Origin of the sequence: Micromonospora taraxaci (genome assembly GCF_007830095.1) — a bacterium.
Lineage (GTDB): Bacteria > Actinomycetota > Actinomycetes > Mycobacteriales > Micromonosporaceae > Micromonospora > Micromonospora taraxaci.
This window is the reverse complement of sequence record NZ_VIWZ01000001.1, coordinates 1,316,398-1,333,682: the sequence shown is the minus strand read 5'-3', so window position 1 is coordinate 1,333,682 and position 17,285 is coordinate 1,316,398. Positions and strand designations below refer to the sequence as shown.

Sequence of the window (17,285 nt, the reverse complement as noted above, 5' to 3'; positions counted from 1 at the left end):
CGGGCGACCGTGCGCCCCGGCAACGGTCGGGACAGCGCGGCTCAGGCCTGTGAGCGTCCGTCCGGGGCGTTACGCGCCAGCGGGACGACCAGCACCGCCTCGGTGCCGCCGTTGGCTCCGGCGCGCAACTCGATGGTGCCGCGCAGTTCCCCGGTGACCAGGGCCCGCACGATCTGGAGGCCGAGTCGGCTGGCACGTTCGGCATCGAAGTCCGGTGGCAGGCCGCGCCCGTTGTCGGCCACCGAGACGTGCAGCATCTTGCGGAACCGATGCGCCGAGACCACCACCTCGGGTCGCAGCTCCGGGTCGACCTCGGGCACGGCGACCGGCACCATTCCGGAGGCAGCGGCGGTCAGGGGCTCGTCCTCCTCGTCGCTCGGCGGGAAGCCGTGCTCGACGGCGTTGAGCAGCAACTCGTTGAGGACCATCACCAGCGAGGTGGCGATCTCCGCCGGCAGCACGCCGAAACTGCCCCGCCGTCGCATGCCGACGCTCACCTCGGTCGCCGCGACCTCGGTCGCCGCGCTGGCGACCCGGTCGACGATGCCGTCGAACTCGACCGCCTCGTCACTGGACATGGAGAGCGTCTCGTGCACCAGGGCGATGGACGCGACACGGCGTACCGACTCCTCCAGCGCGACCCGCGCCTCCGGCATGGCCACCCGGCGGGCCTGCAACCGCAGCAGCGCGGCCACGGTCTGGAGGTTGTTCTTCACCCGGTGGTGGATCTCCCGGATGGTGGCGTCCTTGGTGATCAGCGCCCGATCGCGACGCCGGACCTCGGTGATGTCCCGGACCAATACCAGCGCGCCGATCGGCACCCCGGCGGGCATCAACGGCAGCGCCCGGGTGAGCATCGTGGCGCCGCGTGCATCGATCTCCCGTCGGGGCGGCGCCTCACCGCGCAGGGCGGCCAGGATGCCGTTCGACGCCTCGGTGCCGTCCAGCGGGTCACCGGCCAGCCGGCGGTGCAGTGCGGCCAGGTCTTCGCCCACCAGATGGGAGGCGTAGCCCAGTCGGCGGTACGCGGACTGGGCGTTCGGGCTGGCGTAGGTGACCTTCCCCCCGGCGTCGAGCCGGACGAGGCCGTCGCCGACCCGGGGCGCGGAGGTGGTCTCACCTGGATGCCGGGGCGGCGGGAAGGTGCCGTCCGCGATCATCTGCGCCAGGTCGTCCGCCGTGGTCAGGTAGTTGAGCTCCAACTGGCTCGGCGTACGCGCGGTGGAGAGGTTGGTGTCCCGTCCCACCACGGCGATCACCTCACCGGCCTCACCCTCGGCGGTGCGCAGCCGGACCGGAATCGCCTCGTGCCGGGCCGGCACGTCGCCGTACCAGACCGGGTCACCCTCCCGCCAGATCCGGCCCTGGGAGTACGCGACGCCCAGGTGTGCCACCTCCGGCCCGCCGACGATGCGCCCCACCTGGTCGTCCTGGTACGCGGTGGGGGCGGTCGTCGGGCGGACCTGGGCGACGCAGAGGAACGTGCCGTCGGCGTCGACCGGCACCCAGAGCAGCAGGTCGGCGAAGGACAGATCGGAGAGCAGTTGCCAGTCGCCGGCGATGCGGTGCAGGTGGTCGATGTCGGCCGGACGGAGATGGGTGTGCTCCTCGGCGAGGTCGCGCAGCGTGGACACGGTGACCAGGGTGCCACGCCGCGCCTCACATCGTCGCGGTGACCTTCTTCAACCCGCGTGGCGCGTCCGGGTCCTCACCCCGGGTGAGGGCCAGAGCCAGCGCCAACCGCTGCAACGGCAGGATGTCCAGCAGTGGGGCGTACCGCTCGTCGACCTCGGGAACGGCCAGCCGGGTGGCCCCCGGCACCTCGGCGGAGCCGACCACCACCACGTCGGCGCGGCGTTCGCCGAGGCGGGGCAGCACCTCACCCATCGACCGTCCACCCGGGCCGGAACCGACCACGGCGAGCACCGGGACCTCCGGGTCGGTCATCGCGAGCGGACCGTGCAGCAGGTCGGCGCCGGAGAAGGCGAGCGCCGGCAGGTACGACGTCTCCATCAGCTTCAGCGCGGCCTCCCGGGCGGTCGGGTACGCGTACCCCCGCCCGGTGGTGACCAGTTGCCGGGCGAACCGGTAGCGCGGCGCAAGTCGGGCCGGAGTGTCGTCGGCGAGGGTGCGCGCGGCCAGTTCGGGCAGCGCGTCGAGCGCCTCCCGTTCGGCCGCCGGGAGCACGCCGTCGCCGGCCCGGACCCCCTCGACCAGCATCAGCAAGGCGAGCAGCTCGGCGGTGTACGTCTTGGTGGCGGCCACCGCCCGCTCGTGCCCGGCGGCGATGTCGACGCTCAGCTCGGCCACGTCGACCAGCGGCGATTCGGGGGCGTTGGTCACCGCGAGGGTCAGCGCACCGGAGGCGCGGGCGGCGCGCAGCACCTCGGCCAGGTCGGGGGAACCGCCGCTCTGGCTGACCCCGACGACCAACGCGTCGGACAGGTCGGGTCGGGCCCCGAACAGGGTGACCACGCTGGGCGAGGCGAGCCCGGCGGGCAGGCCGAGCCGGATCTCGGTCAGGTACGCCCCGTAGAGGGCCGCGTGGTCGGAGGTGCCCCGGGCGGTGAAGACCACGTGCCGCGGGCGGCGTTCGGCGATGACCGCCGCCACCCGGGCGATCTCGGCGGCGTTGGCGGCGGAGAGCAGCCGCGCGTAGCCAGCCGGCTGCTCGTCGATGTCGGCGGCCATGCCAGCCCCTGCGCGTGTCACGGACACTCCTCCCCTGCGCGGTTCCCGCGCGTTTCCTGCTCAGTCTTGCACCTTTCCCCATCTTCGAGCAATCGAACGAGCAGGAGTGCGCAGATGATCACCGGATGATCTCAATATCAACTACGCTTGGCCCGCTGCACACGGTCGAGTCTGCGACGAGAGGACGACGTGCCCGAGGGAACGGACGATGCCGCGCTCTCCGCTACGGAGGAGCTGGCGCTGGCCCGGCTGGCACTGGACGAGGGCGACCTGCACCACGCCGCCGGTCACCTCGCCGGTGCGTTGGCGCGGGCGCCCACCCTGCCCGAGGTGCACGAGACGCTGGCCCGACTCGCCGCGGTGAGCGACGGCGGCCTCGACCTCTTCCCGATCAACCACCACACGTTCGTGGGAGCCGTCGTCGCCCGCGCCCACCTGCTCGCCACCGCCGGGCGCCCCGCCGAAGGGCTGGAACTGCTGGCCGCGGCGACCACGTACGCGCCCGGCTCCCCGTGGGCCGAGGTGCCCTGGGTCACCGCACCCGAGCTGGCCGAACGACTGGGCCCGGAACACATCGCCCGCGTCCTCATGCAGGTGTGCGCCGCCCTGCCCGACCCGGTGCCACGGCTCGCCCGGGGCGCCCTCACGCCGTACCTGACGCTGGCCCGCAACGCGGTCACCGTGCACCCCGAGCACAGCCTGCTGCTGGGTGCGGCGTCCGCGCTGGCCCGGCGCGTCGGCGAAGCCGCCCTGGCGGTCCGCTGGGCCGCTCGAGGGGTACGCGCACAGCAGTCGAAGATGGGCGAGGTCTGGCTCGGGTACGCGTACCGCAGCGCGGGCCGGACCCGCGACGGCCTCGCGGCCCTCGGTCGGGCCGTCGAGCTGGACCCCGACGACCTGGCGATCTACGCGGACATCGCCGGCACCCTGGCCGACATCGGCCGGCTCGACGAGGCGCTGGAGTGGACCGAGCGGGCGCTGGCACGCGACCCGTCGTTCGACTGCGCGGTGCACACCGCACACCGTCTGCGGCACCTGCGCGACGGCGACCTGGCCCACCTGGTCGCGCTCGCCGACTTCGTCCGGGACCATCCCGACGACACCCACGAGCACGGCGACCTGGCCCAGTGCTGCCGGGCCCGGCCCTGGTTGGGTCAACTGACGCCGGCCGACGGCCCGCTGCTCGACGCGATGCGCCAGGCGGTGGCCGACGACGACAACGGCCTCGGCAGCGTCGTACACCTGACTGCCCCGGCCCCGCCGAGCGCCGTCCGGACGGCGACGTCGACAGCCCCCGGACTGCGGATCGACGTCGTCGGGAGCACGCTGGAACCGGACCCGCGCGAGCCGCGACGGGCGTCCGCACAACAGCTGTGGCGGTACGCGGACGACGTACCCACGCCTGCCCTGCCGGCGCCCTCGGCGACGGCTGTCGAACGGATCGGGCAGATCGCGCACCCGGCGTGGCCACACCCGCCCGCGGCGTACGACACGGCGGTGAGCCTGGCCGGTCTCGACGTGGCCGATCTGCTCGGTCTGCTGGTGCACCCGCCCGCGGCGCCGGCCAACGCGGTGGGTCGACTGCTGGCCGCCCACGACCCGTCGGTCTGGGTCCGCGGTGTGCAGGTGTGGGCCTGCCTGGGTCTGCTGCACCACCGCACCGACGAGCCGTGGGAGGGGTCGACCCGCCGCCGGGTGCTGCTCGACCTGATCTGGGGGGTCGAGGACTGGGTCACCGAGGCGGCGCTGTTCGCGCTGGTCACCGCAGCCTGGGTGGATCCCTCGGTGCGCTCGGACGTGGCGCGGGTGGTGGCGGAGCGGCTCGCCGACGCGGCCGCCGTGGCGCGGACCCGGCCGGTCCCGATCGCCGGTTCGCTGGCCCATCTTGCGCTCGCCGCTCCGGAGTTGGACCCGGCCACCGCGGCGCTCGCCACCGACCTGCTCGGCACGCGTTCCGCCCGGGTCCCCCGTCCCCGCAATCCGCTACGCCGTCTCTGGCAACGCCTGCGCCGGCGGTAGCCGCGCTCTCGTGGAAGACACACGCCGCGCCGCCCCGGACGGGACGACGCGGCGTGCGATGCGGGTGTCGGATCAGGCGACGGGGGCCTTGCCGAGAGCGACCTCGGCCTCCTCCTCCGGGGTGGCCTGCGGCGGCGCCTCGTTGGCGGTCCGCAGCGGGATCTCCTTGATGAACCAGGCGAGCACCGGGATCACGATGGTGAACAGCACCGCCCACAGGAACACGTGCGAGATCGCGTCGGAGAGACCGCCGAGCACCACCTCGCGCGCCTGGGCGGGCAGTTCCTTGAGCTTCGCCAGGTCCATCCCAGCGCCGGCCTCGCCGCCACCGAAGGCCCGACCGCCCTCGGAGCTGGCCAGCCGGTTGGCGAAGATCGCGCCGAACAGCGAGATGCCGAACGAACCGCCGATCGACCGGAAGAACGTCGCCGCGCCGCTGGCCGCGCCGAGGTCCTTCTGCTCCACGCTGTTCTGCGCGATCAGCATCGACGTCTGCATGAGGAAGCCCATGCCGACGCCGAGCACGACCATGTAGAGCGAGGACGTCAACTTGCTGGTGTTGGTGTCCAGCATGGACAGCAGCGCCATGCCTGCGGTCATCACCACGCCACCGACGATCGGGTACGCCCGGTACCTGCCGTTCTTGGTGATCGCCCGGCCGATGACCAGCGAGACGACGAGCATCCCGAACATCAGGGGCAGCAGCAGCAGACCGCTGTTGGTCGCCGACGCGCCCTGCACGGTCTGCTGGTAGAGCGGTAGGAAGTTCATCGCGCCGAACATTGCGAAGCCGAGCAGGAAGCCGATCACCGAGATCAGCGCGAAGTTGCGGTTGGCGAAGAGCGCCAGCGGCAGGATCGGCTCCTGGACCCGGCGTTCCACCAGGCCGAACGCCACCAACGCGACGACGGCCAGCACGGCCAGGCCGAGGATCTGCGGCGAGGTCCAGTCGTACTCGTTGCCGCCCCAGGTGGTGATGAGCACGATCGCGGTGATGCCGACCGAGAGCAGCCCGGCGCCGAGCCAGTCGATCCGGTGCTCGGTGCGGTACTTCGGCAGGTGCATGGTGGTGATCAGCACGAGCAGCGCGATTCCGCCCAGCGGCAGGTTCACGTAGAACGCCCAGCGCCAGGAGAGGTGGTCGGTAATGAATCCGCCGGCCAGCGGGCCGGCGACCATGGCGATGGCCATGATGCCGGCGATCATGCCCTGGTAGCGCCCGCGCTCGCGGGGCGGGACCAGATCACCGATGATCGCCATCACGCCGACCATGAGGCCGCCGGCGCCGAGGCCCTGCACGGCCCGGAAGGCGATGAGCTGGACCATGCCGTCCTGCGGGCCGCCGAGCATCCCGGAGCCGGCCATGCCACAGAGGGCGGAGCCGACCAGGAAGACGACGACCGAGGTCAGGAAGACCGACTTGCGGCCGTAGAGGTCACCGAGCTTGCCCCAGATCGGGGTGGAGACGGTGGTGCCCAGGACGTACGCGGTGACCACCCAGGTGAAGTGGTTGAGGCCGCCGAACTCGCCGACGATCCGCGGTAACGCGGTGCTGACGATCATATTGTCGAGCATCGCGAGCATCATCGCGATCATCAGCCCGAACAGCACGACCCGGATGTTGTTGGGTCGTGCGCCGGCCTGGGTTGCCTGTGTCATGGGTAAGCTCCCCCCGAGGATTGCCACACTTACTTGCCGCCCGGCTAGTCACCTTACTAGCCGCACGGTAAGTTGGGGACCAACTAACGGTCAAGCCAATTGGGGGGCGTGGGTGAGGGAGAGCACAGGCGGCACGCGGGAGCGGATCAAGGCCGTCGCGCTCGAGCTCTTCACCGAGCAGGGGTACGAGAAGACCTCGCTTCGGGAGATCGCCGAGCGCCTCAACGTCACCAAGGCCGCGCTCTACTACCACTTCAAGAGCAAGGACGACATCGTCGCCAGCTTCGTCGAGGACCGGTTGGTGCAAATCGACGCGCTGACCGCGTGGGCCGAGTCGCAGCCCGCGACCCTGGACACCCGGCGCGAGCTCGTCTCCCGCTACGCCGACACGATGTTCAGCGGCGAGATGCCGTCGGTCATGCGCTTCTTCGAGCAGAACCAGACCGTGCTGAAGAGTCTCACCGCCGGCCAGCAGATGCGCGGCCGGATGATGAAGCTCGCCGACGCGCTGTGCCGGGGCGACGACTCCCCCGCCGCCCAACTGCGCGCGACCCTGTCCCTGTTCGCGGTGCACGGCAGCTGGTTCGCGCTCCGCGCGCCGCACATCAGCGACGACGAACGCCGCAAGATCGCCTTGGAGGTGGCCGACGAGTTGTTGGCCGCCCTCGGCCCCGACCCCGCTCCGCCCGCTCCGCCCGCTCCGCCGGACGTGGGCGCGACCGGCCGCAGCTGATCGGCCGGGCGGTCAGCCGCGCGTCAGATCCAACCGCAGACCGAGCAGGTCCACCCCCGGCGCCGGCGACCAGTCCTTCTCCGGCGCGCGGACGAACCCGAGCCGTGAATAGAGCCGGTGGGCCGAGAGGGCCATCCCGGCCCGGACACAGATCACCACCGCCACGCAACCCAACTCGGTCGCGCGGGCGACGCACGCCTGCGCCAGCGCGGCACCCACGCCCCGCCCCTGGGCACCCGGGTCGACCGCGAGCATCCGGAACTCCGCCTCACCCGGCCCGGACAGCTCGGCGAAACGGGTGCCCGGCAACACGAAGGTCACCGAGCCGAGCACCGCGTCGGTCGCCTCGTCCACAGCGACCAGCACCTCGCCACTGGCGGCCCGGGTCGACACGTCGGCCAGCACCGCGCCGTACCCGTGCTCGCCCTTGAGCTGACCGTCCGCCTCGTACGCGGCCACTGTCAGCCGGGCCACCGCCGGGAAGTCGGCCTGCTCGGCAGGACGGACCCGCAGCCCGGTCAAGCAATCACCGCGATCAGGTCGCCGTCCTGCACGACGTCGCCCTCGTGCACGGCAAGCTGCTGGATCACACCCTCGGACTCGGCGATGACCGGAATCTCCATCTTCATCGACTCGAGGATCACCAGGGTGTCGCCCTCGGCCACCGTGTCACCAGCCGTGGCGACGACCTTCCAGACGTTCGCCACCATCTCGGCGCGGATCTCCTCGGCCATGTCCGGGCCCTCCCTCTTCGCGATGTGTCTGCCGTCGTATCCAATCATGCGCCGGACGGCGGTGAGCGCACAGCGGCACAGCCGAGATGCCACATCCGCCCTGGGGAAGGTGGCGGGTGTCGACAGCACTACCATCAGCGGGTCGGACCCGACGCCGGACGGCCGGTGGGTGCACCCGCGCCGAGGTCGTGCGCAGGACGGATCCGACCCATCACGAGGAGGTCAGCATGGCGAAGAAGTCCCGGAAGAAGAAGGCCCGTAAGAAGAGCGCCGCGAACCACGGCAAGCGTCCCAACTCCTGACCGAGTCGACGGGCCGGCGGCCCGTCACCGATCAGCCCGCCCCGGCGGACGCCGGGCACACCGGTGGCCCGGGTCCACGTCGACCCGGGCCACCGGTGTTGGTCCGTCAGATGTGCTGACGCTCAGTCGGCCAACTCGCGGGAATCACTGGTCTCGAAGACCACCAACTCGGTGAGCTTGACCCGAAGCCGTTCGCGCAGCTCGTCCGGCGCGGTCTCGTTGCCGCAGCAACGCGCCACCAGCGCCCGCACCTCCTGCTCCAGCCCGTACTCGCGAAGGCAGGGCCCGCACTCGTCGAGGTGGTGTCGGATCAGCGAGCGCCGCTCGTCGGCGCACTCCAGATCCAGGTAGAGGTAGACCTCCGCGAGCACCTCGCGGCAGTCTGTCTCGTGCGGCTCCCCACAGCTCACGTCACACCTCCTGGCCGGCAGCGGCGGTGCTGGAGCCCTTGGACGAGCGGGCGGCACTGAAGCCCCGCTCCCCGGCGTAGCGCTCAAGCAGCTTGCGCAGATTACGACGGCCCCGGTGCAGACGCGACATCACGGTGCCGATCGGCGTGCCCATGATGTCCGCGACCTCCTTGTACGAGAAGCCCTCGACATCGGTCAGGTAGACGGCCAGGCGGAACTCCTCCGGCAACTGCTGGAGGGCCTCCTTGACGTCGCTGTCCGGCAGCCGGTCCAGTGCCTCGGTCTCCGCCGAACGCAACCCGCTGGAGGTGTGCGACTCGGCCTCGGCGAGCTGCCAGTCGGTGATCTCCTCGGTCGGCGCCTGGATCGGTTGGCGCTGCCGCTTGCGGTAGGAGTTGATGTAGGTGTTGGTCAGGATCCGGTAGAGCCAGGCCTTCAGGTTCGTGCCCTGCTCGAACTGGTGGAAGGCCGCGTACGCCTTCAGGTACGTCTCCTGGACCAGGTCCTCGGCATCCGCCGGGTTGCGTGTCATCCGCAGCCCAGCAGCGTAGAGCTGATCGACGAATGGCATCGCGTCCCGCTCGAATCGGGCCCTGCGCTCGTCCGTCTTCTCGGTGGTCAACCGCACATCCCCTCGCGTCGGATGCTTTCCCGCCGAGGATACGCGTACGGACCTGCCCGCAGATTCACTTCCGGCTGGTGTGCCCGTGCTCACCACACCAGCCCCGCCCGGTCCCGCCGTCGCAGGCCACTCCGGACCATCCAGCAGCCGCTTCAGCTGCCGGGCGTCCCGCTCGTCCCGTTTCAGGCTCCGTGTCTCGGTCGGCACCGGTCACCCCCCTCGCAGAAAAGTCGTCCGGGGTTTGTAACGCGAGATGACCACTGGGGCATTCCGTCCGGGCCTCCCCGTTCCTGGTCCCGGCCCCGACGGCGGCCGGCGCTGGGACCAGGAAGGGCCTGGGAGGACTGGCGCCTTCGGCTCGAACCGGCCCGGTGGCACCATCCGATGCAACGACCCTTGCCCGGCACCGGAAACGGTCGCCCGGGCACAGCCGTGCAGCCCGGCACCGGAAACGGTCGCCCGGGCACAGCCGCTCAATCGGCCGCCCAGCCCTGGGCTCGCAGCCAGTCCCGCACCACAGTCGCCGTGCCCGCCGGATCGCGCCGCAGGTCGTGCGTCTCCCCCGGACGGCTCACCACCTGTACGCCCTGCGCCGGCTCCGGCGTACCGAACGGGTCCCGGTCGCCGTTGACGACGAGCGTCGGTAGACCGGTGCCCAGTTCGGCGGCGCGCGAACGCTCCGGCCGTCCGGGCGGGTGCAGCGGGAAGGCCAACGCGACCACACCGGCCGCGCCCACCGCACGCGCCGTCCGACAGGCCACCCGGGCACCGCTGGAACGGCCTCCGACCAGCACCGTCGGTGTGTCGACGTGCCGGTCCCGCAGCACGGCGAGCACCGCCGTCCAGGCCTCGTCGAGATGACCCGCGGGTGCGGGCGCACGTCGACCGGCGACCCGGTAGGGCTGGGTCACCCGGACCACCACCAGGCCGGCAGCGACCGAAGCGTCCCGGACCGCGAGCAGGTCGGGTGCGTCGACGCTGCCGCCCGCCCCGTGACCGAGCACGAGCAGCGCGGTCGCCGGGCGGGCCGGCAGGTCGGTGGTGATCCCCGCCGGACCGCGCGGGGTGTCTATCTGGTCGCTGGTTGGCACCGGCCCATTCTGCGCCGCGTGCCGGACGCCCGGTGGTGGACCGGGCCACTGGTCAGCTGAGCGGCACCAGGGTGAGTAGTCGGTCCCGCACCGGCGGGCCGGCGTCGTCGACGGCGTCCGGGTCAGGTTCGACCTCGCCCCGCCAGGCCACCAGCATCGCCCGCCGCTCGCGAGGCGTGGTCGCCCCCCAGACGCCATGGCAGTCACCGACGTCCAGGGCCCAGGCCAGGCAGGACCCCTGCACATCGCAACTACGGCACAGCGCTACGGCAGCATCCGCCGGCTCGTTCGGCGCCGGAAAGAATGTCTCCGGATCGACGCTCTGACAGGTGCCTCTGGTGCGCCACGCGTCGTCTTGTCGCCGTTCCCGTACTGCCCGCAGCAGTCGCGGATCTCGCCGCGCCGCTGCCACCTCGTGCGGCCGGGGCATACGCGCCCGTGTCATCCACCCACCTCCCCCGTGGGACCGGCAAGATCGGTGGACGTCGTCCGCCCCGTGCGAATCGACAGCCACTACCGGCGCTGTGTTCTATCGCACTTCGCAACACCGGGACAAGGGTCTGCCGGGAACATGACTGAACAGTCAGGAGACGAATCGCGCGCAATCCTGTCAAATCGGTGCCCGACGATGCGCCGTCGCCTCAGAACAGTGTCAACTCCTGCGGTGCCATCGTCGGCGCGACCGTCACCCGTTCGGTCAAGTGCGGGCCGTCGTTACGGACGTCGCCCACCGCCGGCCCCACCGGTCGGATCTCCAACCCCGCCAACTGCTCGGGCGACGCCGGGACGAGCAACCGCTCCGGCTCGTCGGTCGACGTCAGCCACGACGACCAGGACTCGGGTGGCAGCAGCAGCGGCATCCGGTCGTGCACCTCGGCCAGGTCGCCGAGCGCCGCGGTGGTCAGCACGCTGAAGGTGAGCCGGGAGTCGGCGCCGGACTCCCAGACCGACCAGATGCCGGCCAGGGCGAGCACAGATCCGTCGGTGGGCGTCATGTAGTACGGCTGCCGCCCGCCGTCGGGCCGACGGACCCACTCGTACCAGCCGTCGGCCGGAACAAGGCAGCGGCGGCGGGAGAACGACCCGGCGTACGCCCGGCTGGTGGCCACCGTCTCCGCCCGCGCGTTGATCATGCGGGCCGCGCCGGCGGCGGACCGGGACCAGTGCGGCAGCAGACCCCAGCGGCCCACGCAGAGGCTGCGATGACCCTCCGGGCTCACCCGGACCAGCGGCACCCGATCGGTCGGCGCGACGTTGTGGTCCGGTCGGAGCAGGCCGTCGGTGTCGTCGGACGACTCGAACAGCGCGCTGAGCTCGCCGGAGCTCCGGGTCGTCGCGTACCTGCCGCACATATGCACACGCTAACGCGTCGGAGGCCCTGTCGGCTGTCCCGCCAACCGGGAGTACGACCGCCGGCCCCCGCCGCCCAGCAGCCGACACGGCAGAATGTAACCGTGGGGAATCTAACCGCGACCCGGCCGTCGCAGCCGTGGACCGCACCGACCGCGTCCGACCCGGTGACGGCGACACTGCGTCTGCCCGGTTCCAAGTCGATGACCGCGCGCGCCCTGGTGCTCAGCGCGCTGGCCGCCGGCCCGTCGACGCTGGCCCGGCCGCTGCGCGCCCGCGACACCGAGTTGATGGCCGCCGGCCTGCGCGGAATGGGCGCGCACGTGTCGATCAGCGACGACGAGCGCTGGCTGGTCCGGCCGCACCCGCTGGTCGGCCCCGCCCACGTCGACGTGGGGCTGGCCGGCACCGTGATGCGGTTCGTGCCGCCCGTGGCGGGCCTGGCCGACGGGCAGGTCACCTTCGACGGCGACCCGTACGTCCGCACCCGCCCCCTCGGCCCGCTGGTCGGCGCGCTGCGCTCGCTGGGCGTCCGGATCGACGTCACCGGCACCGGCAGTCTGCCGCTGACAGTGCTCGGCACCGGCCGGATCACCGGCGGCGAGGTGGTGATCGATGCGTCCGCCTCCAGCCAGCTGGTCTCCGGGTTGCTGCTGGCCGCCCCGCGTTTCGACAGGGGTGTCGTGGTGCGTCACGTCGGCCCGCCGGTGCCGTCCGCGCCGCACCTGCGGATGACAGTGCAGATGCTGCGGGCCGCCGGCGCGGCGGTCGACGACAGCTCCCCCGACGTCTGGGCCGTCGAGCCCGGTCCGCTCACCGGGCGCGCCTGGGAGATCGAGCCGGACCTCTCCGGCGCGGTGCCGTTCTTCGCCGCCGCGCTGGTCACCGGCGGCGAGGTGACCCTCCAGGGCTGGCCGCACAGCAGCGCGCAACCAGTCGAGCAGCTCCGCTCGCTGCTGCAACGGATGGGCGGCGAGGTCACCCTCTCCACCGACGGGCTGACCGTGCGGGGCACCGGCGTGGTGCACGGGCTGACCGCCGACCTGTCCGACGTCGGTGAGCTGACCCTGGTGCTGACCGCGCTGGCCATGCTGGCCGACTCGCCGTCGGTCTTCACCGGCGTCGGGCACATCCGCGGCCACGAAACCGACCGGCTCGCCGCGCTGGCGCGGGAGTTCAGCGGGCTCGGGGCGGACATCACCGAGACCCCGGACGGGTTGGAGGTCCGGCCCCGCCCCCTGCGCGGTGGGACCTTCCGCACCTACCAGGACCACCGGATGGCGCACGCCGCCGCGGTCACCGGGCTCGCCGTTCCCGGCATCGAGCTGGACGACGTGGGGTGTACCTCCAAGACGATGCCCGAGTTCCCGGCACTATGGTCAGCGATGGTGACCGGCAAGAGCTGACGCGAGAAGAGGACAGGTCCTGGCGACCAAACGGCGGGAGTACGACGAGGACGACGTACGGGTTCGGCCCGGAAAGTCGTCGCGTCCACGTACGCGCACCCGACCCCGGCACGCCGACGCCGTTGACGGCTTCGTCATCGCCGTCGACCGGGGTCGCTACACCTGCGTGCTGTCCGGTGCCGAACGCGGCGTGGTCGGGGCCGAGCTGCCCACCGTGACCGCGATGCGCGCCCGCGAGCTGGGCCGCAAGTCGGTGGTGGTGGGCGACCGGGTCAGCCTGGTCGGGGACACGTCCGGCGCGGAGGGCGCCCTGGCCCGCATCGTCCGGATCGCCGACCGCCGCTCGGTGCTGCGCCGCACCGCCGACGACGACGACACCACCGCCGAGGGCCGGTTGGAACGGGTCGTGGTGGCCAACGCCGACCAGTTGGTGATCGTCAGCGCGTTGGCCGACCCGCCGCCGCGTACCGGGTTCATCGACCGCTGCCTGGTGGCCGCGTACGACGCGGACGTCGAGCCGCTGCTCTGCCTCACCAAGGCCGACCTGGCCGGTCCGGAGGAGGTGCTCGGCTACTACACCGAGCTGGAGCTGCCGTACGTGCTGAACCGCCCGGACGCCGACCTAGGGGCGCTACGCGCGCTGCTCAGTGGTCGGGTGTCGGTGCTGGTCGGGCACTCCGGCGTGGGCAAGTCGACGCTCGTCAACCGCCTCGTCCCGGACGCCGCCCGCGCGGTCGGCGTGGTGAGTGCGATCGGCCGCGGTCGGCACACCTCCACCAGCGCGGTGGCGCTGCGACTGCCACCGGTGCCCGGGGTGGACACCGACCCGGGCTGGATCATCGACACCCCGGGCATCCGCAGCTTCGGGTTGGCCCACGTGTCCGCCGACAGCCTGCTGCACGGCTTCCCCGACCTGGTCGAGGGCACCGTCGACTGTCCGCCCAACTGCCAGCACACGGCGGACGAGACCGACTGCGCCCTCGATGCCTGGGTGGCCTCCGGCAAGGCCGACCCACGCCGGCTGGCGTCGTACCGCCGGCTGCTGGCCTCCCGCGCCGGCGAGGGCGACGCGCGCGGTGAGAGCGACCAGCGCGGGCCGGGCGAGGGTGACCGGCGCGGGCCCGACGAGTGAGCCGGCGGGCGTCGGCTAGGTTGCCGGAATGACCGGGTACGCCGACGACCTCGCCCTCGCCCACCAGCTCGCCGACCGGGCCGACGCCATCTCCACGGCCCGGTTCCGGGCACTCGACCTGCGCGTCGAGGCGAAGCCCGACCTGACACCGGTCTCCGACGCGGACACCGCCGTGGAGCGGGAGATCCGCGCCCTGCTGACCGAGCACCGGCCGACGGACGGGTTGCTGGGTGAGGAGTACGGCGCCGGGCCGTCCACCGACCCGGCCGGCCGCCGGTGGATCATCGACCCGATCGACGGCACCAAGAACTTCGTCCGCCGTGTGCCGGTCTGGGCCACCCTGATCGCGCTCTACGACGGGGACCGTCCGGCGGTCGGCGTGGTGTCCGCGCCGGCGCTGGGGCGGCGCTGGTGGGCGAGTGCTGGCGCGGGCGCGTACGCCGGATCGGGCTCGGCCGACGGCGAGCGGATCGGGGTGTCAGCGGTACGGGCGGTGGCCGACGCCAGCGTCTGCTACTCCTCGCTGACCGGGTGGGAACGCGCCGGGCTGCTCGACGCGATGCTCGACCTGATGCGCGACGGTTGGCGCAGCCGGGCGTACGGCGACTTCTACGGCTACATGCTGCTGGCCGAGGGGGCACTGGACGTGATGGTCGAGCCGGAGTTGTCGCTGTGGGACGTGGCGGCGTTGGTGCCGATCATCACCGAGGCGGGTGGCACGGTCACGGATCTGGACGGTCGACCGGCCCCGGCCGGCGACCCCGGCACGGACAGCAGTGTGGTGGCCACCAACGGTGTGCTGCACGCCGACATCCTCACCCGGCTCGATCGGCCAGCCGAGCGCTGACCCCCGGCAACCTCTATCCTCGCCAGGTGGTCTCCTCCGGCTGGTGCTTCCTCGCGACGATGATCGTCGCGTACGGCTTCGCCAACCTCCTCCAGTCGGTGGCCGCAGCCCGCACCACGGTCCATCACACCTTCGATCCGGGCCTGCTGCTGCGCCTCGCCGGGCACCGGACCTACCTGGTCGGCCTGGGCTGCCAGATCGCCGGCTTCGTGTTCGCCTTCCTGGCCCGGCGGGATCTCCCGCTGTTCCTCGTGCAGGCCAGCGTGGCGGCCGGGCTCGGGGTGACCGCGATCCTCGGCGTGCTGGTGCTGAAGTGGCGACTGCCGGCGGCGGAGGTGGTGCTGCTCGCGCTGCTCTTCGCCGGGATCACCGCGTTGGTGCTGTCCGCCCGCCCGGCACCGTCGCGGCAGCTCGGCACGGCCGGCTCGATCGCCCTGCTGGTGGCACTCGGCGTCATCGCGGTGCTCGGTGTCTTCGCCGTCCGACTGCACGGGGCACCGGGTTCGGTGGCCCTCGGCTCGCTGGCCGGGTTGGCGTTCAGCTCGGCCGCGGTCGCCGCCCGGCCGCTGGCATCCGCGTCGTCGGCCGAGGCGTTCCTCACCGACCCGCTGTTCTACCTGCTGATCGTCCACTCGATCGTCGGTCAACTGCTGCTCGGCCTGGCCATGCAGCGCGGCTCGACGACCGCGGCGGTCGCCGCGATGGACGCCGCCGGCGCGGTGCCGGCCGCGATCGTCGGCCTGCTGCTGCTCAACGACAAGATCTGGCCGGGCCGGGAGTGGCTGGCGGCGGCCGGCTTCCTGGTCACCCTGACCGCGGTGATCGGGCTGACCCGGTACGCGGAGCCGCAGCAGCACCGCTCGGTGACCCGCGGCCGGGACCGGGCCATGGCCGTCGCCACCCGCTCCGGCTGACCGGAACCGGCCTAGGCTTCGACCGGCTTGCGGCGGCTCACCACCCGCTCGTAGAGGCGCTCCAACGCCCCGGCGGTCCGCTCCCACGTGTAGCTGCTGCGGACCCGGTCCACCGCGGCGTGTCCGTACGCGAACCGGCCGGCGTTGTCGGCGAGCAGCCGACGCAGCGAGATACCGAGTGCCCGCACGTCGCCGGGGGGCACCAGCCGGCCGGTGACCTCGTCGACGACGGCGTCCGCCAAGCCGCCCATGGCGTAGCCGATCACCGGTACGCCGCAGGCCATCGCCTCCAACGAGACCCGCCCGGCCGAGGAGTAGTGCGGCGTGCAGGCGACCACGTCCGCCGACCTGTACCAGGTGGCCATCTGATCGTGCGGAACCGCACCGACGAGCCGCACCTGGTCGGCGACGCCCACCTGCTCGGCGAGCTCCCGCAGCCGTCGCGCCTCGGCGTGGTTGGCGAGTTGGTCGGTCGGCGGCCCACCGGCGATCACCAGTTCGGCGTCGCCGACCAGCCGCATCGCCCGGATCAGGTCCTCCTGGCCGTGCCCGGCCGAGAGTGAGCCCACCGAGAGGATTCGGGCCCGCTGTTCGCGGGGCGCCGCCTCGCCGTCGGGGTGGAACTGCTCGATGTCGACCCCGGCCGGCACCAACGCGACGGAGCTGCGTTGCAGACCCATCCGGGTCAACTCGTCGACCTCGTCGTTCGACTGGGCGACGGCGATGTCGACAGCCCTGGTCAGCGCCCGTTCCAGGGTGATCCGCTCCCCCGGCCCGTCGTAGTGGCCGCCCAGGTGCCGCAGTTGTTCGACGCCGAGCGAGTGGAACGTCTGCACCACCGGGATGTCGGTCTCCCGGACGGCGTGCGCGGCGGCCAGGCCACCGACCCAGTAGTGCCCGTGCACCACCTCGGGTCGCCAGGCGCCGGACCACTCGTCGGTCAACCAGCGGCCGAACTCCGTCACGTGGGGAATCAGCTCGGCGGTGGAGAGGGGGGTGGGCGGGCCCGCGGGCACCCGGTGTACCTGGTAGCCGTCGACGTCGATCGTCGCCGGCAGTCCTGGATCGTCAGTGCGGTCGTAGAGCCGGACGTCGTGGCCCCGTTCGGCCAACTCGGCGGCGACCCGCGCTATGTGCTGGCGGGTGCCGACCGGTGGGCCGTCGGCGTGGCGGTACGAACTGGCGTGCGCGCAGACGAGGCCGACGCGCATGGGTCACCTCCCTGCGATCTTTTCCCTCGGCGGTGGTCCTCCCGGTCAGAGCGTCCCATTAACCCCCGCACCCGGAGCCGAAACCTGGCAGATCAGGAAGAGTCGCGACGAGTGCCGCCGACACTTGCGCCACAGCAAGCACAGGTGGCACCCAGGTGACAGTT

The 17,285-nt window shown here is 72.3% G+C and carries 18 protein-coding genes; 7 read left to right on the top strand and 11 right to left on the bottom strand.

What is annotated here, in order from left to right; all coding sequences use genetic code 11:
• Window positions 1-41: 41 nt before the first annotated feature.
• On the bottom strand, window positions 42-1,634 hold the full coding sequence (locus FHU34_RS06355) for a PAS domain-containing sensor histidine kinase (RefSeq protein WP_145779118.1): 1,593 nt from the start codon (window positions 1,632-1,634) through the stop codon (window positions 42-44).
• A 25-nt stretch (window positions 1,635-1,659) separates the two neighbouring features.
• Window positions 1,660-2,691, bottom strand: coding sequence for an SIS domain-containing protein (locus FHU34_RS06350; protein ID WP_145785456.1), 1,032 nt, complete (start codon window positions 2,689-2,691; stop codon window positions 1,660-1,662).
• Window positions 2,692-2,880: 189 nt separating this feature from the next.
• Between FHU34_RS06350 and FHU34_RS06345 the strand changes: the two genes are divergently transcribed.
• The gene (locus FHU34_RS06345; protein ID WP_145779117.1) at window positions 2,881-4,710 is read left to right on the top strand and encodes a tetratricopeptide repeat protein; all 1,830 of its coding nucleotides are present in this window, start codon (window positions 2,881-2,883) and stop codon (window positions 4,708-4,710) included.
• A 72-nt stretch (window positions 4,711-4,782) separates the two neighbouring features.
• Here the strand turns inward: FHU34_RS06345 and FHU34_RS06340 are convergent, their stop codons facing one another.
• Window positions 4,783-6,369 (bottom strand): MDR family MFS transporter, encoded by a 1,587-nt coding sequence (locus FHU34_RS06340; RefSeq protein ID WP_145779116.1) that lies wholly within the window; start codon window positions 6,367-6,369, stop codon window positions 4,783-4,785.
• 112 nt (window positions 6,370-6,481) lie between these two features.
• Here FHU34_RS06340 and FHU34_RS06335 point away from each other — a divergent pair, with 112 nt between their 5' ends.
• Window positions 6,482-7,102 carry a TetR/AcrR family transcriptional regulator gene (locus FHU34_RS06335; RefSeq protein WP_145779115.1) on the top strand — a complete coding sequence of 207 codons (621 nt, stop codon included), beginning with the start codon at window positions 6,482-6,484 and terminating at the stop codon, window positions 7,100-7,102.
• Between the two features lie 12 nt (window positions 7,103-7,114).
• On the opposite strand, the gene FHU34_RS06330 is transcribed toward FHU34_RS06335, so the two are convergent.
• Together FHU34_RS06330 and FHU34_RS06325 are read right to left on the bottom strand one after the other, a co-directional pair.
• Window positions 7,115-7,624, bottom strand: a complete 510-nt coding sequence (locus FHU34_RS06330) for a GNAT family N-acetyltransferase (protein WP_145779114.1) — start codon at window positions 7,622-7,624, stop codon at window positions 7,115-7,117.
• On the bottom strand, window positions 7,621-7,836 hold the full coding sequence (locus FHU34_RS06325; protein ID WP_145779113.1) for a biotin/lipoyl-binding carrier protein: 216 nt from the start codon (window positions 7,834-7,836) through the stop codon (window positions 7,621-7,623). The genes FHU34_RS06330 and FHU34_RS06325 overlap by 4 nt, the downstream gene beginning before the upstream one ends.
• Before the next feature lie 227 nt (window positions 7,837-8,063).
• Here FHU34_RS06325 and FHU34_RS34215 point away from each other — a divergent pair, with 227 nt between their 5' ends.
• Window positions 8,064-8,138 (top strand): 50S ribosomal protein bL37, encoded by a 75-nt coding sequence (locus FHU34_RS34215; protein ID WP_369814844.1) that lies wholly within the window; start codon window positions 8,064-8,066, stop codon window positions 8,136-8,138.
• A 122-nt stretch (window positions 8,139-8,260) separates the two neighbouring features.
• Here FHU34_RS34215 and rsrA read toward each other — a convergent pair whose 3' ends face one another.
• The 5 genes from rsrA to FHU34_RS06300 all read right to left on the bottom strand — a co-directional run bounded on the left by rsrA (window position 8,261) and on the right by FHU34_RS06300 (window position 11,613).
• A complete protein-coding gene (gene rsrA, locus FHU34_RS06320; protein WP_030336658.1) occupies window positions 8,261-8,548 on the bottom strand; it encodes a mycothiol system anti-sigma-R factor in 288 nt (95 codons plus the stop codon).
• A 1-nt stretch (window position 8,549) separates the two neighbouring features.
• Window positions 8,550-9,377 carry a sigma-70 family RNA polymerase sigma factor gene (locus FHU34_RS06315; RefSeq protein ID WP_088987788.1) on the bottom strand — a complete coding sequence of 276 codons (828 nt, stop codon included), beginning with the start codon at window positions 9,375-9,377 and terminating at the stop codon, window positions 8,550-8,552.
• A gap of 266 nt (window positions 9,378-9,643) precedes the next feature.
• Window positions 9,644-10,261, bottom strand: coding sequence for an alpha/beta hydrolase family protein (locus FHU34_RS06310; RefSeq protein ID WP_145779112.1), 618 nt, complete (start codon window positions 10,259-10,261; stop codon window positions 9,644-9,646).
• A gap of 52 nt (window positions 10,262-10,313) precedes the next feature.
• Window positions 10,314-10,706 carry a WhiB family transcriptional regulator gene (locus tag FHU34_RS06305; RefSeq protein WP_145779111.1) on the bottom strand — a complete coding sequence of 131 codons (393 nt, stop codon included), beginning with the start codon at window positions 10,704-10,706 and terminating at the stop codon, window positions 10,314-10,316.
• A 196-nt stretch (window positions 10,707-10,902) separates the two neighbouring features.
• The gene (locus FHU34_RS06300; protein WP_145779110.1) at window positions 10,903-11,613 is read right to left on the bottom strand and encodes an SOS response-associated peptidase; all 711 of its coding nucleotides are present in this window, start codon (window positions 11,611-11,613) and stop codon (window positions 10,903-10,905) included.
• 102 nt (window positions 11,614-11,715) lie between these two features.
• Between FHU34_RS06300 and aroA the strand changes: the two genes are divergently transcribed.
• The 4 genes from aroA to FHU34_RS06280 all read left to right on the top strand — a co-directional run bounded on the left by aroA (window position 11,716) and on the right by FHU34_RS06280 (window position 15,910).
• Window positions 11,716-13,017 carry a 3-phosphoshikimate 1-carboxyvinyltransferase gene (gene aroA, locus FHU34_RS06295; RefSeq protein WP_145779109.1) on the top strand — a complete coding sequence of 434 codons (1,302 nt, stop codon included), beginning with the start codon at window positions 11,716-11,718 and terminating at the stop codon, window positions 13,015-13,017.
• A gap of 136 nt (window positions 13,018-13,153) precedes the next feature.
• Window positions 13,154-14,149: a ribosome small subunit-dependent GTPase A gene (gene rsgA / locus FHU34_RS06290; RefSeq protein WP_145779108.1), complete on the top strand. Its 996-nt coding sequence runs from the start codon at window positions 13,154-13,156 to the stop codon at window positions 14,147-14,149.
• Between the two features lie 28 nt (window positions 14,150-14,177).
• A complete protein-coding gene (gene hisN, locus FHU34_RS06285; protein WP_145779107.1) occupies window positions 14,178-14,996 on the top strand; it encodes a histidinol-phosphatase in 819 nt (272 codons plus the stop codon).
• Between the two features lie 59 nt (window positions 14,997-15,055).
• On the top strand, window positions 15,056-15,910 hold the full coding sequence (locus FHU34_RS06280) for a hypothetical protein (protein WP_244311900.1): 855 nt from the start codon (window positions 15,056-15,058) through the stop codon (window positions 15,908-15,910).
• 11 nt (window positions 15,911-15,921) lie between these two features.
• Here FHU34_RS06280 and FHU34_RS06275 read toward each other — a convergent pair whose 3' ends face one another.
• Window positions 15,922-17,121, bottom strand: coding sequence for a glycosyltransferase (locus FHU34_RS06275; protein WP_145779105.1), 1,200 nt, complete (start codon window positions 17,119-17,121; stop codon window positions 15,922-15,924).
• Window positions 17,122-17,285: the final 164 nt, after the last annotated feature.